Source organism: Giesbergeria anulus (assembly GCF_900111115.1).
Lineage (GTDB): Bacteria > Pseudomonadota > Gammaproteobacteria > Burkholderiales > Burkholderiaceae_C > Simplicispira > Simplicispira anulus.
In genome coordinates this window covers 225,111-242,508 of sequence record NZ_FOGD01000001.1, presented here as the reverse complement: position 1 = coordinate 242,508, position 17,398 = coordinate 225,111, and the positions used below count along the sequence as shown (strand labels likewise).

Below are 17,398 nucleotides of genomic sequence, written 5' to 3'. Positions count from 1 at the left end.
GCTTGCGAAAACTATGGCTTCAACCCTCGTAGGGCTAGGATGCTTAGGCTATGCGGTGTGGCCATCGGCCAGCGAAAACGCAGACCCGCTGGGCGAGAAAACCGGCGGAGAAACCACGGTCTATGCCACCGGACGCAATGCATTTTCGTTTCCGTTGGCAAATCTAGACGATGCTGAACGCACCCGGTTTGCAATTGGCAATTCTTTCTTCAAGCGCAACTGGGTGGAAGCACCGGCCTCCACCACAGCCCGCGATGGATTGGGGCCGCATTTTATTGCTCGCTCTTGTGCAGGCTGCCATGTGATGGATGGACGAGGGGCACCACCAGCCTATCAAAAAACCTTGGGGCCAGAGCCTGACTCTACCGTGGCATTGCTAATCAGGTTATCTGTTGCTGGCAAGCCTATGGCAGGCTCTGGGGTAGTGCCAGAGCCTGTATATGGAGATCAATTCAACAATGCAGCTATTCAAGGTGTGAAGCCCGAGGGCACGGTACGTATCTACTCCACGGCCCTCCGAGGCCGGTTTGCCGATGGCACGCCCTATGCCTTGCTGCAACCTCGGTATGAATTGAGCGATTTGGGTTATGGCCCGTTATCACCAAATACGCTGATGAGTCCGCGCATTGCTCCACACTTGGCAGGTGTTGGTTTGCTAGAGGCCATTGACGAGGCTGACATTCTGGAAAACGCCAAAACCCAGAGCCACACGTCTGGGCCTATCAAAGGCCAGCCCAATCGGGTGTGGGATGCCTACGCCCGTGCAGAGCGCATTGGTCGGTTTGGCTGGAAGGCCAATGTAGCCAGTCTGGCACACCAGACAGCAGGTGCGTTTCTGGGAGACATTGGCATCACTTCCACCTTGTTCCCTAATGAAGCCTGCATGGCAGCTCAGACAGATTGCCTGTCCGCCCCTCACGGCGGTGGCAAGAGAAGTGGCCGGGATGGGCTGACACCCGCCCAAAGCGCCACTGCGAGCCAACCAGAGATTGACGATGAGACCCTGGCCCACACCGTGTTTTACCAAGCCACACTAGCCCCAGCCGCTCGACGCCAGCCTACGGATGTTCAAGTTTTGCGTGGGCAAGTGCTGTTCCAAAAAGCCCAGTGTGCGCAATGCCATCGCCCCCAATATGTGACCAAAGAAGGGCCATTCCCCTTGTTGACTAGCCCCCACCTGAAGGGGCAAACCATCTGGCCCTACACAGATTTGTTATTGCACGACATGGGGCCACTATTGGCAGATGGACGCCCTGACTTTCTGGCCAACGGACGCCAGTGGAAGACCCCACCACTGTGGGGAATTGGCCTATTCAAAGATGTCAACGGCCATCAACGCCTGATGCACGATGGACGTGCCCGCAATGTACTGGAGGCCCTGCTTTGGCATGGTGGAGAGGCCGAGCACAGCAAGCAACAGGTGCTAAAAATGAACAAACCAGAGCGTGATGCCCTCGTGAAATTTGTGGAGTCTCTATGAAACCGGCATCTGTGGTGCGTCGTCAAGCGCTGAAGGTCTCGCTGCTCGGCCTAGGGCTACCTTGGGGCGCAGTGTTTGCCCAGCCAACAGCCCCCATTGTCTTCCCTTACTACAGTGCTGCACAGGCGCTGCAAGGCCTTTACCGCATCCATCTGCCCAGCTTGGCCCAAGCTTTTACAGAACAGGCCCATATATTGGTAGAGGTGGCCTCAGGCTATTGTGCCAACCCAAAGACACTGGAATTATTGCGTTGGCAATGGGCCAAGACTTTGATGTCATGGCAAGCGCTGGCAACCCCTGCACTGGGGCCAATATTGAAGCGCCGATCTCAACGCCAGATCGATTTCTGGCCCACTCGCCCAGCCTTATTGCATAAGGCGTTGGCACGCCAGCCCCAAACGTTGGCAGAGCTGGCGTCCATCGGCTCGCCTGCCAAGGGCTTGCCTGCGCTCGAAGCTCTCTTGCGCTACCAGAATCTAACTCCAGACCTATGTTCCTACATCGTTTTGCTGGCGCAGGGCATCGAGGCCGAGGCGGTGATCTTGCGCGAGGAGTTTGCCCGATGGGCCAGCTTCGACTGGACAAGCTCTGAAGACACCACACAAACCAGTATGGCCGAATGGATTAACCAATGGCTGGGGGGTTGGGAGCGTCTGCGCTGGCTCCACATAGAACAACCGCTGCAAAAAGCCCGTACCCGTGCTGCTGCAACAGCCTCATTTGCGCGCCATGAGATGGCCACCAATGTGCTTGAATGGCAAGTGCAATGGCACGCACTTCGTACACAAGCTTTGCTCAAACCAGAACAAATAGCCCCTCCCCGGCATGACAATCAACTGATCCCAATAGAAGCCCTTCTGCGAGGAAAGGGACATCTTGCAATCGCCAATCGCTGGAGCGCCCTGTTGGGCGAGGTAGGCAAGGCCGTCGAGCATTTGACAGCACAGCCTAGCCCGACCGAATGCTTGGCGATAGCCAAGAAAATGAAAGTCGTGACCTTGTGGTATCAAAACGAGGTGGCACAGGCGCTTGATATACCCTTGGGGTTCTCGGATGCCGACGGCGATTGAAAGCATGGACTTATCGCGCAGACAGGCACTTCAGATATTGGCAACTTGGGGGTTGGCAACCAAGGTGGGTGCCGTAGAGTCAACACCATCGGCTAGATTGCTGGCGGCTTGGCAAGCACAGGCCGAATACCGTATCGGTATTTTGGAGTTTGATACCCGTGGATGGTCGGTTACGCAGTCTCTGGAGACCCCGACACGTCCACACGGCTTGTTGATCGAGTCCTCGGGGAGCATAGTTGCAGTTGCCCGCCGACCGGGAGACTGGATTGTGCGTTGGAACAGCACCACCCATGCCACCCAATGGCACTGGATAGAAGACGACTGTCGATTCAACGGTCATATCCTAGCATCACAGGATGGGCAATGTCTCTGGAGCACAGAAACAGACCAAGAATCGCAGCGCGGACTATTAGGGGTACGAAATGCCAAGACATTGGAAAAGATCAATGAGTTTGACACCCAAGGGCTAGACCCCCATCAGTTGCTTGCGCTGCCCGTCACGGTCGGGCGCTATCGAGCCGGTACTTTGATGGTTGCTAACGGGGGCATTCGTACCTTGGCCGAGTCAGGCAGAACCAAGCAGACGCAGTTTCCTGTAGATGCTTCACTGGTGGCGCTCTCACCGCTGGATGGTGAGATTCTTGGTCAGTGGCGCTTAAGTGATCGATGGCTGAGCATTCGCCATCTGGCTTGGAACCCCTCCTCGCAACGCTTGGGCATTGCCCTCCAAGCAGAACATCCGGGTGTGGACAATCGTCACACGGCACCGGTTTTAGCGGTATGGGATGGTGTGGCATTGCGCACAGCCAGAAACCAACCACCGGTTATGGGTTATGGCGGCGACATCATTGCATTAGCCGGAGCAGGGTTTGCCGTCAGTTGCACCAAAGCGGGTGTGGTGGCGGTCTACAGCGTTGATGGTTGCTGGATAAAAAACATTGTTCATCCTGGAGCCGGAGCACTGGCCCAGAGCGGTGCTCAATGGCTGGCCGCTGGGCAATCAGGAATTTTGCAAGACACAATGCTTCTTCAGGCTGATGCACATGTGTCTGCCACCCACCACCAGTGGGATAACCACTGGCAGTCTATCTGATCCATGAAGCAGAGATGGCTTTCAGAACCGATATGTCGATGTCAGGGTATAAGTTCGGGCCTGTCCATAAAAGCAGTCTCCCCGCGCCAAGCATTGCGTGATGTGTACCTTATCTGTCAGGTTGATAACATTGAACGCCACGCGCCAGTCGCCCGCATCGTAGGCCGCCATAGCGTCGGCCAAAGTAGCGGAAGGCGTGCTGATCGCAGATGTGCCGCTCCATTGTGACCCCGTGTAGCGCAAGCCTGCACCCACTACCCAGCCGCCACGCCCTTCACTGGCAAACCGGTGGGATAACCAAGCCGATGCTGTGTGTTTGGGCACACTGGCCACAGATTGCCCCTGATCGCCTGCATTGCTGCGGCTGATCTTGGCGTCAGTGAGTGCATAAGCTAGGGTCATGTCCCAGCGGCTGGCTAGGCTCGCTTGCATCTCGGCTTCAAAGCCATTTACTTTCACCTCTCCCAGTTGCAGGCTATTGAGCGGGTTACTGGGGTCGGTGGTTTTGCGGTTTTTCTCGCGCAACTGGTACAAGGCTGCATAGGCGCTGATGCCCTGACCGGGTGGCTGCCACTTCACACCAGCTTCCCACTGCTGGCCGCGTTGGGGTTTGTAGGGGGTGCCATATACGTCCACACCACCCAAGGGCTGGAAGGATTCAGAGTAGCCTACGTAGGGTGCCCACCCACCATCCATCTGATAGGTGACGCCTGCGCGCTTGCTCCACGCTTTGTCGTCAATGGCAGCGGCGGGGCGGCCTTCGGTATCGGTCTGGGCGCTATCGTGGCGCAGACCCAAAGTAGCAGTCCAGCGCTCCCACTTGATCTGGTCTTGGGCATAAAGGCCCCATTGGCGTTGCTCCACATTGGGCTGGCGCATCAATTGCGATGCAGTGGGCGGCCTGAAGTTACCGTACACGGGGTTGTACACATCAAATGCTGCGGTGACGCTGCGCCAACTCGATTGGCTGGTTTGATTGCGCTGTACATCCAACCCGGCCAGCACGGTGTGTTCGGTGCCACTGCTAGTGTGGAGCTTGCCTTCAATCTGTGTATCCACCAACAGCATACGGCCACCGTTGATTTGCCAGCTTGCATCGCGATAGACAGTGCGGTTGTCGCTGTTGAACACGGGTCGGGCCGGGCGGCCCGTGGCAGCATTGGCAGTGAAGCTGGTATAGATGGTGCGATAGTCAACCTCGCTCACGGTGCGGCGCAGGTTTTGGCGCACCGTCCAGTCACTGTTGAACTGGTGGCTGAACAGGTAGCCCCAAGAGTTGTTGGTGGTGTCATACGCATCCCAACCGGGTTCGCTGATGAAGGTGTTGCGGGGTATCTGTCCGTATTGGCTAGGCAACTGTGTGCCTTGCCACGGGAAAAAGCCAATGAGCGAGCCACTCTTGTCTTTTTGATGCAGTGCTTGCAGGGTGAGCGAGGTGGCGGCGTTGGGCTTCCAAGTAAGCGACGGCATGAGCACTAGGCGGTCATCGTCCACATGGTCAAGCTGGCTGCCGCTGTCGCGGCCTACGGCCACTAAGCGATAGAGCCACTGGCCCTCTTGGTCAAGCGCGCCGGTCAGGTCTGCGGCGATTTGCTTGCGGGCATTGTTGCCGACCTGTACCTGCACTTCACGCAAGGTGTCGGCCTGCGGGCGTTTGCTGGTGAGGTTGAGCACGCCTCCTACGCTGCCTTGGCCATACAGCACCGAGGTAGGCCCGCGTAAAAACTCTACGCGTTCCAGTGTGTAAGGATCGGGGCGGCTCGTGTTGTAGGTGCCGTAAATACGCAGCAGGCCGTCTTGGTACTGCGTCACGGTGCCACCACGAGCGCTAAAACTGTCAACCCGACTGTCGAAGTAGTTGGACACCGCCCCAGCGGTGTAGGCCGTGGCTTGGCGCAGCGTTTGCACACCTTGCGCTTCCATCTGGTCGCGTGTAACCACGCTGATGGCCTGTGGAGTTTCGAGGAGTGGTGTGTCGGTTTTGGTGGCACTGAGCGCGCGCTTGGCAACAAAGCCAGTCACGGGGGTAATGGCGTTTTCCTGTTCGGCACCAGATCTGATAGTCACAGGCGTGAGCATGGTTTCGGCAGTAGGTGGGGTTTGCGCGTGGGCCGAGGCGCCATACAGTAGCAGCAAAACAGCTTGCGCCAACGCTGTGCGCGGAATAGGCCGAGGCAGGGAGATAGAAGATTGCATGATGTGCTGTGGATTGGTCAAAACGGCTTAGTGCGCGGCTGGTGCAGGCGGCAGTGGGGGAGATCCGAGGCCATCGGCCAGCACGAAGGTCAACGTAGTCACATAGCTGGCTTCGCCGTATTTATCTCCCTGGGCTTCGCCGGGAGCCTTATCGCTGTACTTGACCTCGGCCACATACTGACCTTTCCAAGGGGTGAGAAAGGTTACCGTGCCATCTTCACCCGATTCAGCCTCACGCATCCAGCCAGAAGGTGCGGCCAGTTGCACCTTGGCTTTGACCAAAGGGGAGCCCTTAAAGAAAACTTTCAACTGCCCCGGTTTGCCCGTGGGCACAAGGTCTAATGGTGCGGTGGGTGCCACCGGCTGCGCTAGGCTGGCTACCCAGCGGGCCGAGGGCTGCCAGTACATGGCAGGCAGGTTACGCTTGCTGCGGTCGATCAGCGGGTAGGTGGGGGCTGCAAACAGAGTTTCTGCAACCATGGTCAAGGTGTAATTGAAGGAGTCCTTACCTAACCGCCCCTCCACCCGTTGGGTTGCAGCGCCAGCACGCTGCTCCAGTGCAGGCACGCCCTTGAACTTGTCCAGCCCCCCAGGTGAAGTCTCGCGCAGGTTGTCGTTGAACTCACCAAAGTGCAGCCGGGCTTGGCCTGCGGTGTTCTCTAGCCAAACTTGGTGGGCATGAACAGTGGTAATGCAGGCACAGGCAAGCAAAGTGCCAAGCAGCCGGGCCTTGAGGAATGGAGTCGATGGCATAGAAGTCTTCCTTTCAGGAGTTTCAACAAAAAAACAAAAGCACGCACGATTCCCCCTAGCAGTGCCGGGGTGGCGAACTCATTTTTTGATGGCTTCTTACGCTTTAGAAGTAAGCGTTAAGTGGCTTTCGTTCCACAGATTGGGCGTGGCCGATATGGGCAGCACCGCTTGGGACAACTCGCAAATAGGCACGCAGTGATCGGTGCTAACACGCCATATCGCTAGATGGCCTTTGGTCGATACGTCGGCACTGGCTTGCGGAAACTTTATTTTACAATACAAATGAGAATGATTCTTTTTTATATATGTAATTGCTAGTCGATGGCCCGTACCAGCAAACACGCCAACAATGCAGCAGCCGCCATTTTGGGGATGTGCTGTGGCTGCCAAGTAATGGTGGCCGTCACCGCCACAGCAGCAACAGACAGTGCCACCATCCAAGCCGTCAGGCTCAGTGCAGCAGATACCCCTCCCACGGGGTAGGCTACCGCCAGCCATAACGACAACAGCAGCAACAGCCAGCCTATCTGGCGCAGGCGTGTTAGGCGTTGGGCTGTCCCCTCATGGCCTAGGGCATCCTCATGGTGGCGATCCATGCCCAATGCAATCGCAGACCAAGCGGCAAAACACAGAAGAAACGCAAACATATTTCAAGCCCCCGAAGTGGATGCTTGCGCCGATGGCTGCACAGCTACTGCACGCGCTGGTTTTTTCGCTCTGGCCTTGCCTTCAAGCCCACGGCCAGGTCGCAAGCGCCACGACAACCAGCCGCACACAATGCCAGTAACCAGAAACGATAGATCCATGCTGACCCACACCCATGCTCTGGCAGGTAAAGTCACTCCCAGATGAGTTTGGGTGGTTAGGGCGTTGAGCACGGGCAGCAAAGCCCAGACCAGAGCAGCAGCACCCAGCGGCACAAACCAGCCCATGCGGTTTGGACGCAGCACTGTGCATACCAAGGCCCACAACAGCGTCATACCCCAAGTACAGAAAAACCAAGCTAACTCGGTGTCGGCGCGGCCCTCAATGTCCACTGGTAACAATCGGTTGGAGGCTAGGTACACACCACAGGCCAAAGGCAACCCAGCCAAAGCCGTGATGTTCATGCCTGCCACTAGGCGCTCTCCCACTGGGGCTTTGGCAGCAACGCCCCCTGTAGCTACCTTACGGTGGACTGAAGTCTGGTTTCTGGTACTGCGTTTTACAGACCACAGCACCATACCAGTGGCAATCATCAAACTGCCCAGCATCCCAAAGCCAAAAAGCACCCAGCGCATGCCCGTGTCGGCAAAGCGGGCCAAGTGCAGGCCATACAGCACACCATAGGTCTTGGCTGCTGGGCCGGTGGGATTTACATGGTCTAGCTGTTGGCCCGTGGTGGCATCAAACAACAGGCGCAGCGGGCGGTATTGCAGGCGGTCTCCTTCATGACGTGTTACCTCCACCACGGCATGGCCCTGGGCATCACGGCGTGCTTGCACGCTACCAATACGCCCACCTTCCCAATGAGCAATGGCCGCATCAAGGATGGGTTGCAATGCAATACTGGGCAGTGGCTCTACCTTGTCGTTAACACCTTGGCGTGGTCGACTGGAAGATTTTTCCCCCTGCAACTCGGCAAAGTAGGCGTTTGAGTCCACCCCTTTTTCATTCTTGTAAGCCGTGGCAATGCCTGCTGGCATGTACATGGAGTGGAAGATCATCAGCCCACTCAACGTAATCATCAAATAAAACGGCAGTACCAGTACACCACTGACATTGTGTGCATCTAGCCAAGCACGTTGCCCGCCCTTAGCTGGGCGGAAGGTAAAAAATTCTTTAAAAATTCGCCGGTGCGTGATCACACCCGTGATCAACGCTACCAACATCAACATCGTCGCTACCCCCACCACCCAGCGGCCCTCAAGGGCCCAGCGGCCTTTCTGGGCAGTGCGTAGTTCAAAGTGGAAACGGTAGAAGAAATCACCCGCCATCGTCTGGCGCATTTGGATGGCCTCGCCGGTCTGTGGATTCATGTGCAGGGTTTCGAAGCGGCCATTGCCCGTATCGCGCCACAGAATATTCACTGCGGGGTTGCGCTCATCGGGCAAGTGCATGATCCACTGCGTAAGCCCGGGGGATTGGCGTGTGAGCGCATCCAAAGACTTCTGTGCCACCCCTGCACCAGCGGTAGGCAGGCCATACATCTCTGGACGCATCCACAGATTGAACTCGTTCTTGAAGAACGATAACGTCCCAGTAAAAAATATGGCAAACAACAGCCAGCCCAAAACCAGACCCGCCCAAGTGTGCAACCATGACATGGCCTGACGAAACCCCTCGCGGTCATTGGGTGTTCTGGAAGGTGGTGCTTGGTGGCTGTCAGGCCGTGCCGATATGTTGGGGATTAGGGTCGCTGTCATGAAGCAGCCTTCATCCATTGGGGCATCATGGCACCTGCACCCAGCACTAAGGCGGGCAGCAGCGTTCCTCCCCATGCACCCCAGGCCGTGCGCGCATAAAACGCCCAGCCCACAGCCACAGCATAGACCAGCCACGCCAACATGGTGGCAGTCAACACAGCTTCGACGCGAGGCATAAACTGTACCAACCCCAGTGATAACGCGGCGGAAACTCCAGCCGCTAGTGCATAGCCACCAGCAATAGCGGCCAGAGTGCGGGAAACAACGACCAAACGATAGCGCCAAATAGGGTGTGTCGCTTTCATGATCGGTCGTATCCCACATCAGGGCGCATACCGTTGCAGTGTGGTGTACCAGCATCCCGCACTGGTGCGATAAGCGATGCCAGACGGTCTCGGTGATGGTGCATGTCAATCACTCCCAGGCCCAAAAAACGAAGGCGGCAAACCTATGGCTCGCAGCCCCACGAAGAATGCCACGCACTGGCGTGGCGCAGGGTGCATGGCACCCTGGCTTGAACGTTGGCTGGCTGGCAGGAGGGGAGTGCGGGCGAGCCGGGTGGTCCGGTGCCCGGTCTCAGTGGGCTGCACTACTGGCTGAAACCAGCATTCTAATCAAATGATAACGATTACCATTCAATATTTTTAAATAGCCACAAAACACGCAGTGTTCAAAATTTCACACCCGCTGGAGCATGGCATGGGTTTGCTCTGGAAGCAGCTTCGGTTTCGTATTGGTGGCCGACTTAACTTAACCGAGATCGGCACCCACCCAATCGCGCAAGGCAGCCCGCTGGCTCTCATCGAGCCAGAGTTCCTCGCGGGCGCAGAGCTTTTCTAGGTTGTGCGCCATTTGCCAAGCTAAATCTTGCGGGGTATCTTGGCCCTGACCAAACTGGTGCCCCCCCATCAACAACCCACGCAGTACCCAGTTCACATCTTCGCGGCTGATATCGCACTGCGCTAGACGGCACAGATCGCGTACCCGTTTGCCGGTGTCGCGCAAATGGAAGGGCTGCTCGGCCAAGTCGGTGGCAATAGCTTGCCAAAGGCGTCGAAACTCTAAGCGGCCTAAGCGCGGGGCCTCGGTGGCATCGCAGACTTGGCGCAGCAAAGGCGGATCGGCACTATCTAGGGTGCCATCCCTGCCAGCAGGGGATACCGGGCGGTCATGGCGCTGGGGATCGTAGAGATAGCCGCCAGAATGCGACCAATCGAGCAACAACGGTGACAGCACTAGCGTTTCGATAAAACGCCGGAAACTGCCCAATCCAGCCCAGCTGCTGCCATCCAGCCCCGGTACCTGTGCGGGCAGACGGCTGGCCATGCGCGCCAAGGGTACTGCCAAATCGGAAGCAGCCACTTCATGGCGAATGATTTGTGTAGCCAAAGTGCGGATATCGTTCCACTCTACCGGGTCTACCGCGCTGGCCGGCAGGGGTGTCGTTTCTACCGGTGTCCAGTGGCCCATTGGCTGATAGCCACCAGATCGCGCAGCGGGGGCGAAGGGCGGGGCTTCGCTGTGCTCTTCGGCTTCGCCTAAGGCATCGCGCACAAAGACATCGGTATCGATCAATAAGTCTGCCGAAGCCTGGTAGGCCGCCGACGGAAACCCTACAGCCAGCACGGTGGTGCGTCGGTCGCTGCGGCGCAGCTTACGCAGCACCGGGGTAAAGTCGGCATCCGCAGAAAAAACGATGAACTCGTCAAAGCGCGTTTCGTGCTGCAGCAGATCAACCATGTCCAGCACCATGTGGATGTCGGTGCTGGTCTTGCCCTCAGTGGTCATGGGCGGGCAATCAATGGTTTCAAATCCGGCCCGGTTGAAATGGGGCCGAAAACGCTGATAAACATGCGGGTTGAAATAGCAACGACGCACCAGCAAACGCCGGCCTTTGGCACCGGGGGGCGCATGGGCAGGCAGGGGCAGGCTATCGGTCAGCCAGTGCAGCCAGTCTATCGGTTGGCGAGCAAAACGCTCGGCATAGTGGATATCCAAACGGCGCAGGGCGCTGTAGACGTTGTCAAAATCAATAAAGAGGGCGCTTTTCATAGGCAATCAACGGTGGGGGAGCCGATTGTGCCCCCCAATGGCGTTCAGGTGTCGGATACAGGCTCTCGTAGAGCCACTTGGTGGCGTAAATGATCTAACGCACGCACGCCATCGACGCCAATGCGCCGGACCACTTCGGCTTCGCTCATTCCTGCGCGCAACCAAGTGACTACTGCCGTATTGCGCATCACCTGCGGCCCCACCCGTTGCAGTGGATAGGTTTGCGCGGTGGCGGGCTGGGCAGCGTGGGCCTCATGGATGACCTTGGAGGCCACATGGAACAGCGCCCGAATAGACAGAGGCCGTCCGCCTTTGCGGGAATGGAATAACAAGCCGCCGGCCAATGTGGGGTCATGGGCGTGGCGATAACGCAGCCAATCCATCAGGGCGATCCCCAATGGCGGGGGCACACTTAAAATGCGCTGTTGTGCCTTGCGTGCGCCCTCGACACGCAAGGCAGTCGGCACGGCCTCCGACGTCACAGACACCAGCATCCGGTTGTCATCGAGCAGGCCATCATCGCGCAAGGTGCGCACCTCCTCTGGGGCCAGTGCCAGCTCGTAGAGCAGCAGCAAAATAGCCCGATCCCGTGCGCCTTGCAAACAGTCGCTGGCCGGAAAATGGGCGGGTAGCTGCGCCCACAGAAACGGTGGCAAGCAATGGCCCAGTTGATCGACCACCTTAGGGCGTTCAGTCTTGGGCAACTCCATCACCGGGCTGGTGGTCATCCAGCCCTGTTGCACCGCGTAGGCATAAACTCGATCGAGCACCCGCCAGTACCGTCGGCGCGTCACTTCACTGAGCTGGCGCTGGGGTTGGTGGTGGGCACGCTGGCCAGCCCGGATACGCAAAAAATGCGCCACGTCTTCGGCCTGAGCTTGATGCCATTCACAGGCTGGCGGGAGTGGTTTATCACTGGGGTATGCTGGCACTGGGGGCTGCAAGCTCTCAAGCCAAGCGTTCCAGATATCTTGGTACACCTCTAGGGGGTTGGCTCCCAGCCGCCGCGAAGGGGTACTGCTTTGTGCCTGTCGCCATTGCTGAAACACGGCCAAACCTGTGGGGGGCTGGTGCTGCATGATGTAGACCTCTCAGACCTTAGGGGTGGCAGATGCCATGCGTTTGCGATACACCGAATAACCATAGGATTCGAGTGCCGGATGGATGCCATGAAGGCTTTCAGAATGACCGACAAAAAACCAGCCTCCCGGCCTGAGTTTTTTTTGTAGCCGGTCTATCACGCCGCGTTTGGTATCTTCATTAAAATAGATCAGCACATTGCGCAAAAAAATGACATCAAATTCCCCCACATTGGGTAAATCTTGGTTCAAATTAACTTGCGCAAATCGAACCCGTGAAGTCACTTCAGGGGCAATCAAAAACCGCCCGTTCTGAGCACCTACGCCCTTCAGGCAAAAACTGCGCAAAAACAGGTCTGGTATTTCTCGTGCCATAGAGATGTCATACAGTGCAGAGCAGGCTTGGTCTAGCACCTTGGTGGAAAGATCAGAACCTAGAATTTCCCAAGGCTCTTGGCCTAAAACATGGGCCAAAACCATCGCAATGCTATACACCTCTTGCCCCGTAGAAGAGGCTGCACTCCAAATGCGCATCTTTTGCGTTTGGCTGTATTCTGGCAATACCACATCACGCAACAATTCAAAATGCCGTGGCTCGCGAAAAAAATGGGTTTCGTTGGTGGTTAGTAAGTCAATCGCTATCTGATGTTCTGCTGTGTCATGGTGCAAATAATCAAAATAAGCATGGAAACTACGCAAGCCATGATGTTGAACACGGCGTGCCAAGCGCCCGGCCACTAAAGCTTTTTTGCTTGGCCCCATCGATATACCAGATATCTCAAAGATCCAGTGCCGAAAATTATTGAAATCATGGTCAGACAACAACAAATTGGCAGATTTATTTCTGTTGTCCCATTTTGTATATTTTATTGCCATGCCAAAATTAATACAGAATCAGACTTATTTATCAGAAATTGAACGTAGTGCATTTAACTCATCAAGTGCAACTACCCGTTGCAAATTTAATAGCAAAATAAATTTTTCCTTGATTCTTGCCATGCCGTGCAAAAATTCGGGTCGTATACTGACACCAAAGCTGGGCGCAAGCTCTATCATACTAGGAGAAATATCCAGAACTGCATTAACCATATCCACTACTAAGCCAACCATATAATGCTGTTCTGGCATATCCGGATGCAAAGGAAGCTCCAATATTATAATGCAAGTTCGCTTTCCTACCGGATTGGGTGCTAGGCCAAAACGGTAAGCCAAATCCAGTACCGGCACCACCATACCGCGTAAATTGATGATGCCACGCAAATAACTAGGCATCATCGGCACAATAGTAGGTGAACGGAATCCAATGATTTCTCGGATCTGATCAATGGCAATCGCATAAACCTCGCCATTAAGGGTAAAAATTAAGTGTTTTTTCGGGCCGCTGTGTCCTAACATCAATGCAGCCCCTTGGCCTTGCTGCGCCAGTGCAGTGCTTGGTATCACCATCGGCCTTTCAGAAACGGACAAAGTCCGCCCCTGGTGATCCCTTAACAGCCAAGTTACGCCGTGCAGGTATAGTCTGCAGTGGTTTATTGGCAAACTTAGTAGGCTGTTTGCTCTGATAGTGGTGGTTGCTTGGCGGCTTGCTGGCTGTGCTCATTTCAGTCGCGTTGATTTTGAAGAACGACATCAACTGTTGCAGCTGTTCTGCTTGCGAACTCATTTCTTCGGCCGTAGCGGCGAGCTCCTCGCTAGCGGAGGCGCTTTGTTGCGTGGTTTGGTTCAGTTGTCCCACAGCGGCGTTGATTTGCCCCACACCACTACTTTGCTCTTGACTTGCTGCGGCTATTTCTTTCACCAAATCAGAGGTTTTACGAATGGTGGGCACCATGTCTTGCAGCAGCTTACCAGCCCGTTCAGCTTGTGCTACAGAGCTGCCTGCCAGCTCGCCAATCTCTTGGGCAGCTTCTTGGCTGCGTTCGGCCAGTTTGCGCACCTCTTCGGCCACCACAGCAAACCCCTTGCCGTGCTCACCCGCCCGTGCAGCCTCAATGGCTGCGTTGAGTGCCAACAGGTTGGTCTGGTAGGCGATATCGTCAATAATGCCAATCTTGTTGGCAATGCTTTTCATGGCCTGAACCGTTTGGTTGACGGCATCGCCGCCTTGGCTGGCATCGGCAGCGGCTTGGGTAGCCATATTGTCGGTAATGACAGCATTTTCGGAGTTCTGTTGCACCGAGGCACTGGTCTCATCAAGGGTAGAAGAAATTTCCTCCACACTAGCAGCTTGTTCTGTAGCACCCTGTGATAGCGATTGGGCAGTGGCTGATATTTCTTCTGAAGCACTGGAAAGGCTATCAGAGGTGGCACGAACATTAGTAATGATATGCGAGAGCTTATCGACCATGTTGCTCATAGCCTCTTGCAATTGCGCTACCTCATCGCGGCCCTGTACATCCATTTTTACGCTGATATCGCCTTCAGCAAGTAAACTGGCTACATTGGTGGCTTGTGCAAGCGGGCGTATCACGCTACGGGTAACCACAAAGGCAATTAGCAGCGCCAGCAGCGTAGTACCTATAGACAACCCTAGCATCAGTTTTTCAGCGGCATGAAAACTGGTATTGGCATCACCTCCGGCCTTTTCCACCAACTTACTCTGAAAATCAATCATCTCTTCAATGCTTTTTTGGTAAGGAACTTGGGCAGAGTACAGTTCTCCCTGCAAAACCACCAAGGCTTCTTCTCTTTTATTATCTCCAACTAATTTTAAGTATTTTTCTAAGCCATTTCCATAATGAACGCGATTCTCTTTGATGCGGGAAAGGAATTTATTTCCTTCTTCCGATTGAGTGTTTTTATCTAACTTCACCAAAGCTTCAGTAAAATTTTTCCGGATAACAGAAATTTTTTCTATTTCATTTTTGATTACAGCAGGGTCTTGCGTGAGCAAGATGTCACGCATAGACAAATTTGCACTGTTTAGATTGTCAATGAGCGCGTTAGAATAAACTACATTGGGAAAGCGACCATCCACCAGTGTTTGCATTTCATCATTAAATTTTTCTAATTCGAGCAGCAACACGACCACCATAGTCATAGTGGCACAAATTACTAGCAAAAAACCCAGACCCATGCGCAGGCCAATGCGAATATTATTCAACATGCAACACCTCTCTTATTTGATTGTGATTGCCATTTTGGCATAATCTACCGCCGTGTGAGATGCTTGATGAATCAATTCTTGTATGTCTAGCATCAACGCTATTTCTCCGGTTCCCAGCACGGCAGAACCAGAAATACCGGGTAAACCGTCAATCAAAGGCCCCAGCGGCTTAATCACCGCTTGCAGTTCTCCTTTGAGTTGGTCTACCACCAGACCCATCTTGCGCCCACCCACCTGTACTACCACCACGTTTTCACGGCGTAAATCACGTTTTTCTAATTGGAAATGCTGTCGTAGGCGTAGCAACGGCAGCACTTCACCCCGAAGATTGACATAATTTTTGGCATCAGGTGCCAAATGGATACACTCAATTACTACATCCAAAGGCACAACATAATTGGAGTCACTGACCGACATCAAGAATCCATCAATAATAGCCAACGTCAAGGGCAGACGGATGCGAAAAGTAGCGCCATGACCGGGGCGGTTTTCAATGTCAATACTGCCGCGCAGTGCCTCGATGTTGCGCTTGACGACATCCATGCCCACACCACGCCCAGACAGGTTGCTAACCTGTTCTGCGGTAGAAAACCCCGGCTCAAAAATCAGCTCCCAGATTTGGGCATCACTGGGTTCGGCATCAGCAGCAATCAGGCCCTTTTGCACTGCCTTGGCTAAAATGCGCTCACGGTTGAGACCCGCGCCATCGTCGGACATCTCAATCACAATTACCCCAGCCTCATGGGAGGCACGCAAATCCAAGCGCCCCACGGCGGTTTTGCCGCGCTGCAAGCGCACAGCTGGTAGCTCAATCCCGTGGTCAATGGCATTGCGCACCAGATGCGTCAAAGGGTCGGCAATTTTATCGACCAAGATTTTGTCCAGCTCGGTCTCGGCACCACCAATGTGCAGTTCAATCTCTTTGCCCGTTTCTTTAGACACATCACGTACCACGCGCTTAAAGCGGTTAAAGATCTCACCAATCTCCACCATGCGCAGCATCATGGCACCATCGCGCACCTGTTCGGTCAGGCGCGAGACGATCGAGGCGGCCTCGCGCATAGAGCGATCTTTGTTGTGCCGCGCCAGCACGCCCACGGCAGAACTGGCAATGACGAGTTCGGCCACCCGGTTAATCAGGGTATCGAGCTTGTCCGAATGCACGCGGATCAGCTTGGCTTCTTGGGCTTGGCGTTGGCGCAGTTCGTTTTGGCGGCCAATAGCGCCCTGCACCAGTTCGGGTTGAACGGCCTGCTCTTCGATCAGGATGGCCCCCAAGGGCTGGTGCTCTTGGGGGGTCTCGGCCTGCTCTTGTAGGGCGCGTTGCAATTCCTGCTCGGTCAGGGCACCACAGGCCCGCAGAATTTCTCCTAAGCGCATTCGGTCGGCGGGCAGTTCATCAATCAGGCGCAAATAATCTTCCACCCGGCTATCGGGGGGCAGAATACGCAACTGGCAATCGTCACTGACAAACTCAAAAATGCCCTCGATCTCACTCTTACTGGCATGGCTGGCAAAGCGAATCTCAAAGCCCAGATAGCAGCATTCTGGGTCCATCTCACTCAAGGCGGGCAGCGCATGCGTCAGGGTGCTGATTTGGACGATGCGTCCCAGCGTGCGCAGATGGTGGATGAAGGAGGCCGGCTCAAAACCTTGCTGCATTACCGTCGGAGAAAAACGCAGAGACAGGTGCCAAAGCTCGTCACTGTTGAGGCTCTCAGGGGTATTGAAATCTATTTTGGGCAGCGAAGCTACCTCTATGGCGCCGTTGGTACTGCCACAGGCGCGTTGCAGTTGCGCCAGCAATTGGTGCTCGGTGTGCAGTAGGGTGTCGCTGCGCAAACCACCAGCTGCCATGGCATCGAGCAGGTGGCCGACATGGTCGCCACTTTGCAGCAGCAGGCCAATCAGGTCACTGCTCAGGGGTACGGTGCCTTCGCGTACCAGCACCAGTAGGGTTTCTAAATGGTGCGTGAACAACACAATATCATCAAGGCCGAACATACCCGCTGCCCCCTTGATGGTGTGGGCAGCACGAAACACGGCATTGATGGCTTCGGGATCATTGGGCGTCTGCTCTAGGTGGATCAGTGCCGCCTCCATGTCCACCAACAGGCCCCGGCTCTCATCAAAAAAGGTGTGCAATGCGTCATTCAAGTCCATG

The 17,398-nt window shown here is 55.3% G+C and carries 14 protein-coding genes; 3 read left to right on the top strand and 11 right to left on the bottom strand.

The window, feature by feature from the left end; genetic code table 11:
- Positions 1-13: 13 nt before the first annotated feature.
- From BMX55_RS01240 to BMX55_RS01230, 3 genes are read left to right on the top strand one after another with little or no spacing between them, the layout of a single operon-like run.
- On the top strand, positions 14-1,480 hold the full coding sequence (locus BMX55_RS01240; RefSeq protein ID WP_245751195.1) for a di-heme oxidoreductase family protein: 1,467 nt from the start codon (positions 14-16) through the stop codon (positions 1,478-1,480).
- Positions 1,477-2,550: a hypothetical protein gene (locus BMX55_RS01235; protein ID WP_091451523.1), complete on the top strand. Its 1,074-nt coding sequence runs from the start codon at positions 1,477-1,479 to the stop codon at positions 2,548-2,550. Before BMX55_RS01240 ends, BMX55_RS01235 begins: the two co-directional genes overlap by 4 nt.
- 4 nt (positions 2,551-2,554) lie before the next feature.
- Positions 2,555-3,643, top strand: a complete 1,089-nt coding sequence (locus tag BMX55_RS01230) for a DUF1513 domain-containing protein (protein WP_177172794.1) — start codon at positions 2,555-2,557, stop codon at positions 3,641-3,643.
- A gap of 21 nt (positions 3,644-3,664) precedes the next feature.
- On the opposite strand, the gene BMX55_RS01225 is transcribed toward BMX55_RS01230, so the two are convergent.
- The 11 genes from BMX55_RS01225 to BMX55_RS01175 all read right to left on the bottom strand — a co-directional run bounded on the left by BMX55_RS01225 (position 3,665) and on the right by BMX55_RS01175 (position 17,397).
- The gene (locus BMX55_RS01225) at positions 3,665-5,839 is read right to left on the bottom strand and encodes a TonB-dependent siderophore receptor (protein ID WP_091451516.1); all 2,175 of its coding nucleotides are present in this window, start codon (positions 5,837-5,839) and stop codon (positions 3,665-3,667) included.
- Positions 5,840-5,866: 27 nt separating this feature from the next.
- Positions 5,867-6,592 carry a TonB-dependent receptor gene (locus BMX55_RS01220; protein ID WP_091451514.1) on the bottom strand — a complete coding sequence of 242 codons (726 nt, stop codon included), beginning with the start codon at positions 6,590-6,592 and terminating at the stop codon, positions 5,867-5,869.
- A gap of 314 nt (positions 6,593-6,906) precedes the next feature.
- Positions 6,907-7,239 carry a DUF3325 domain-containing protein gene (locus tag BMX55_RS01215; RefSeq protein WP_091451510.1) on the bottom strand — a complete coding sequence of 111 codons (333 nt, stop codon included), beginning with the start codon at positions 7,237-7,239 and terminating at the stop codon, positions 6,907-6,909.
- Between the two features lie 3 nt (positions 7,240-7,242).
- Complete coding sequence (locus BMX55_RS01210) at positions 7,243-8,997, bottom strand: PepSY-associated TM helix domain-containing protein (RefSeq protein ID WP_091451507.1); 1,755 nt, start codon at positions 8,995-8,997, stop codon at positions 7,243-7,245.
- Positions 8,994-9,302: a DUF3649 domain-containing protein gene (locus BMX55_RS01205; RefSeq protein WP_091451504.1), complete on the bottom strand. Its 309-nt coding sequence runs from the start codon at positions 9,300-9,302 to the stop codon at positions 8,994-8,996. The genes BMX55_RS01210 and BMX55_RS01205 overlap by 4 nt, the downstream gene beginning before the upstream one ends.
- A 445-nt stretch (positions 9,303-9,747) precedes the next feature.
- A complete protein-coding gene (locus BMX55_RS01200) occupies positions 9,748-11,049 on the bottom strand; it encodes an NYN domain-containing protein (RefSeq protein ID WP_091451502.1) in 1,302 nt (433 codons plus the stop codon).
- 44 nt (positions 11,050-11,093) lie between these two features.
- Complete coding sequence (locus tag BMX55_RS01195) at positions 11,094-12,128, bottom strand: hypothetical protein (protein WP_091451500.1); 1,035 nt, start codon at positions 12,126-12,128, stop codon at positions 11,094-11,096.
- A gap of 12 nt (positions 12,129-12,140) precedes the next feature.
- Positions 12,141-13,004: a CheR family methyltransferase gene (locus tag BMX55_RS01190; protein ID WP_091451497.1), complete on the bottom strand. Its 864-nt coding sequence runs from the start codon at positions 13,002-13,004 to the stop codon at positions 12,141-12,143.
- A gap of 24 nt (positions 13,005-13,028) precedes the next feature.
- Positions 13,029-13,595, bottom strand: a complete 567-nt coding sequence (locus tag BMX55_RS01185; protein WP_245751193.1) for a chemotaxis protein CheW — start codon at positions 13,593-13,595, stop codon at positions 13,029-13,031.
- The gene (locus BMX55_RS01180; protein WP_091451492.1) at positions 13,582-15,234 is read right to left on the bottom strand and encodes a methyl-accepting chemotaxis protein; all 1,653 of its coding nucleotides are present in this window, start codon (positions 15,232-15,234) and stop codon (positions 13,582-13,584) included. The genes BMX55_RS01185 and BMX55_RS01180 overlap by 14 nt, the downstream gene beginning before the upstream one ends.
- 12 nt (positions 15,235-15,246) lie before the next feature.
- The gene (locus BMX55_RS01175; protein ID WP_091451488.1) at positions 15,247-17,397 is read right to left on the bottom strand and encodes a chemotaxis protein CheA; all 2,151 of its coding nucleotides are present in this window, start codon (positions 17,395-17,397) and stop codon (positions 15,247-15,249) included.
- Between the last annotated feature and the right edge of the window lies 1 nt (position 17,398).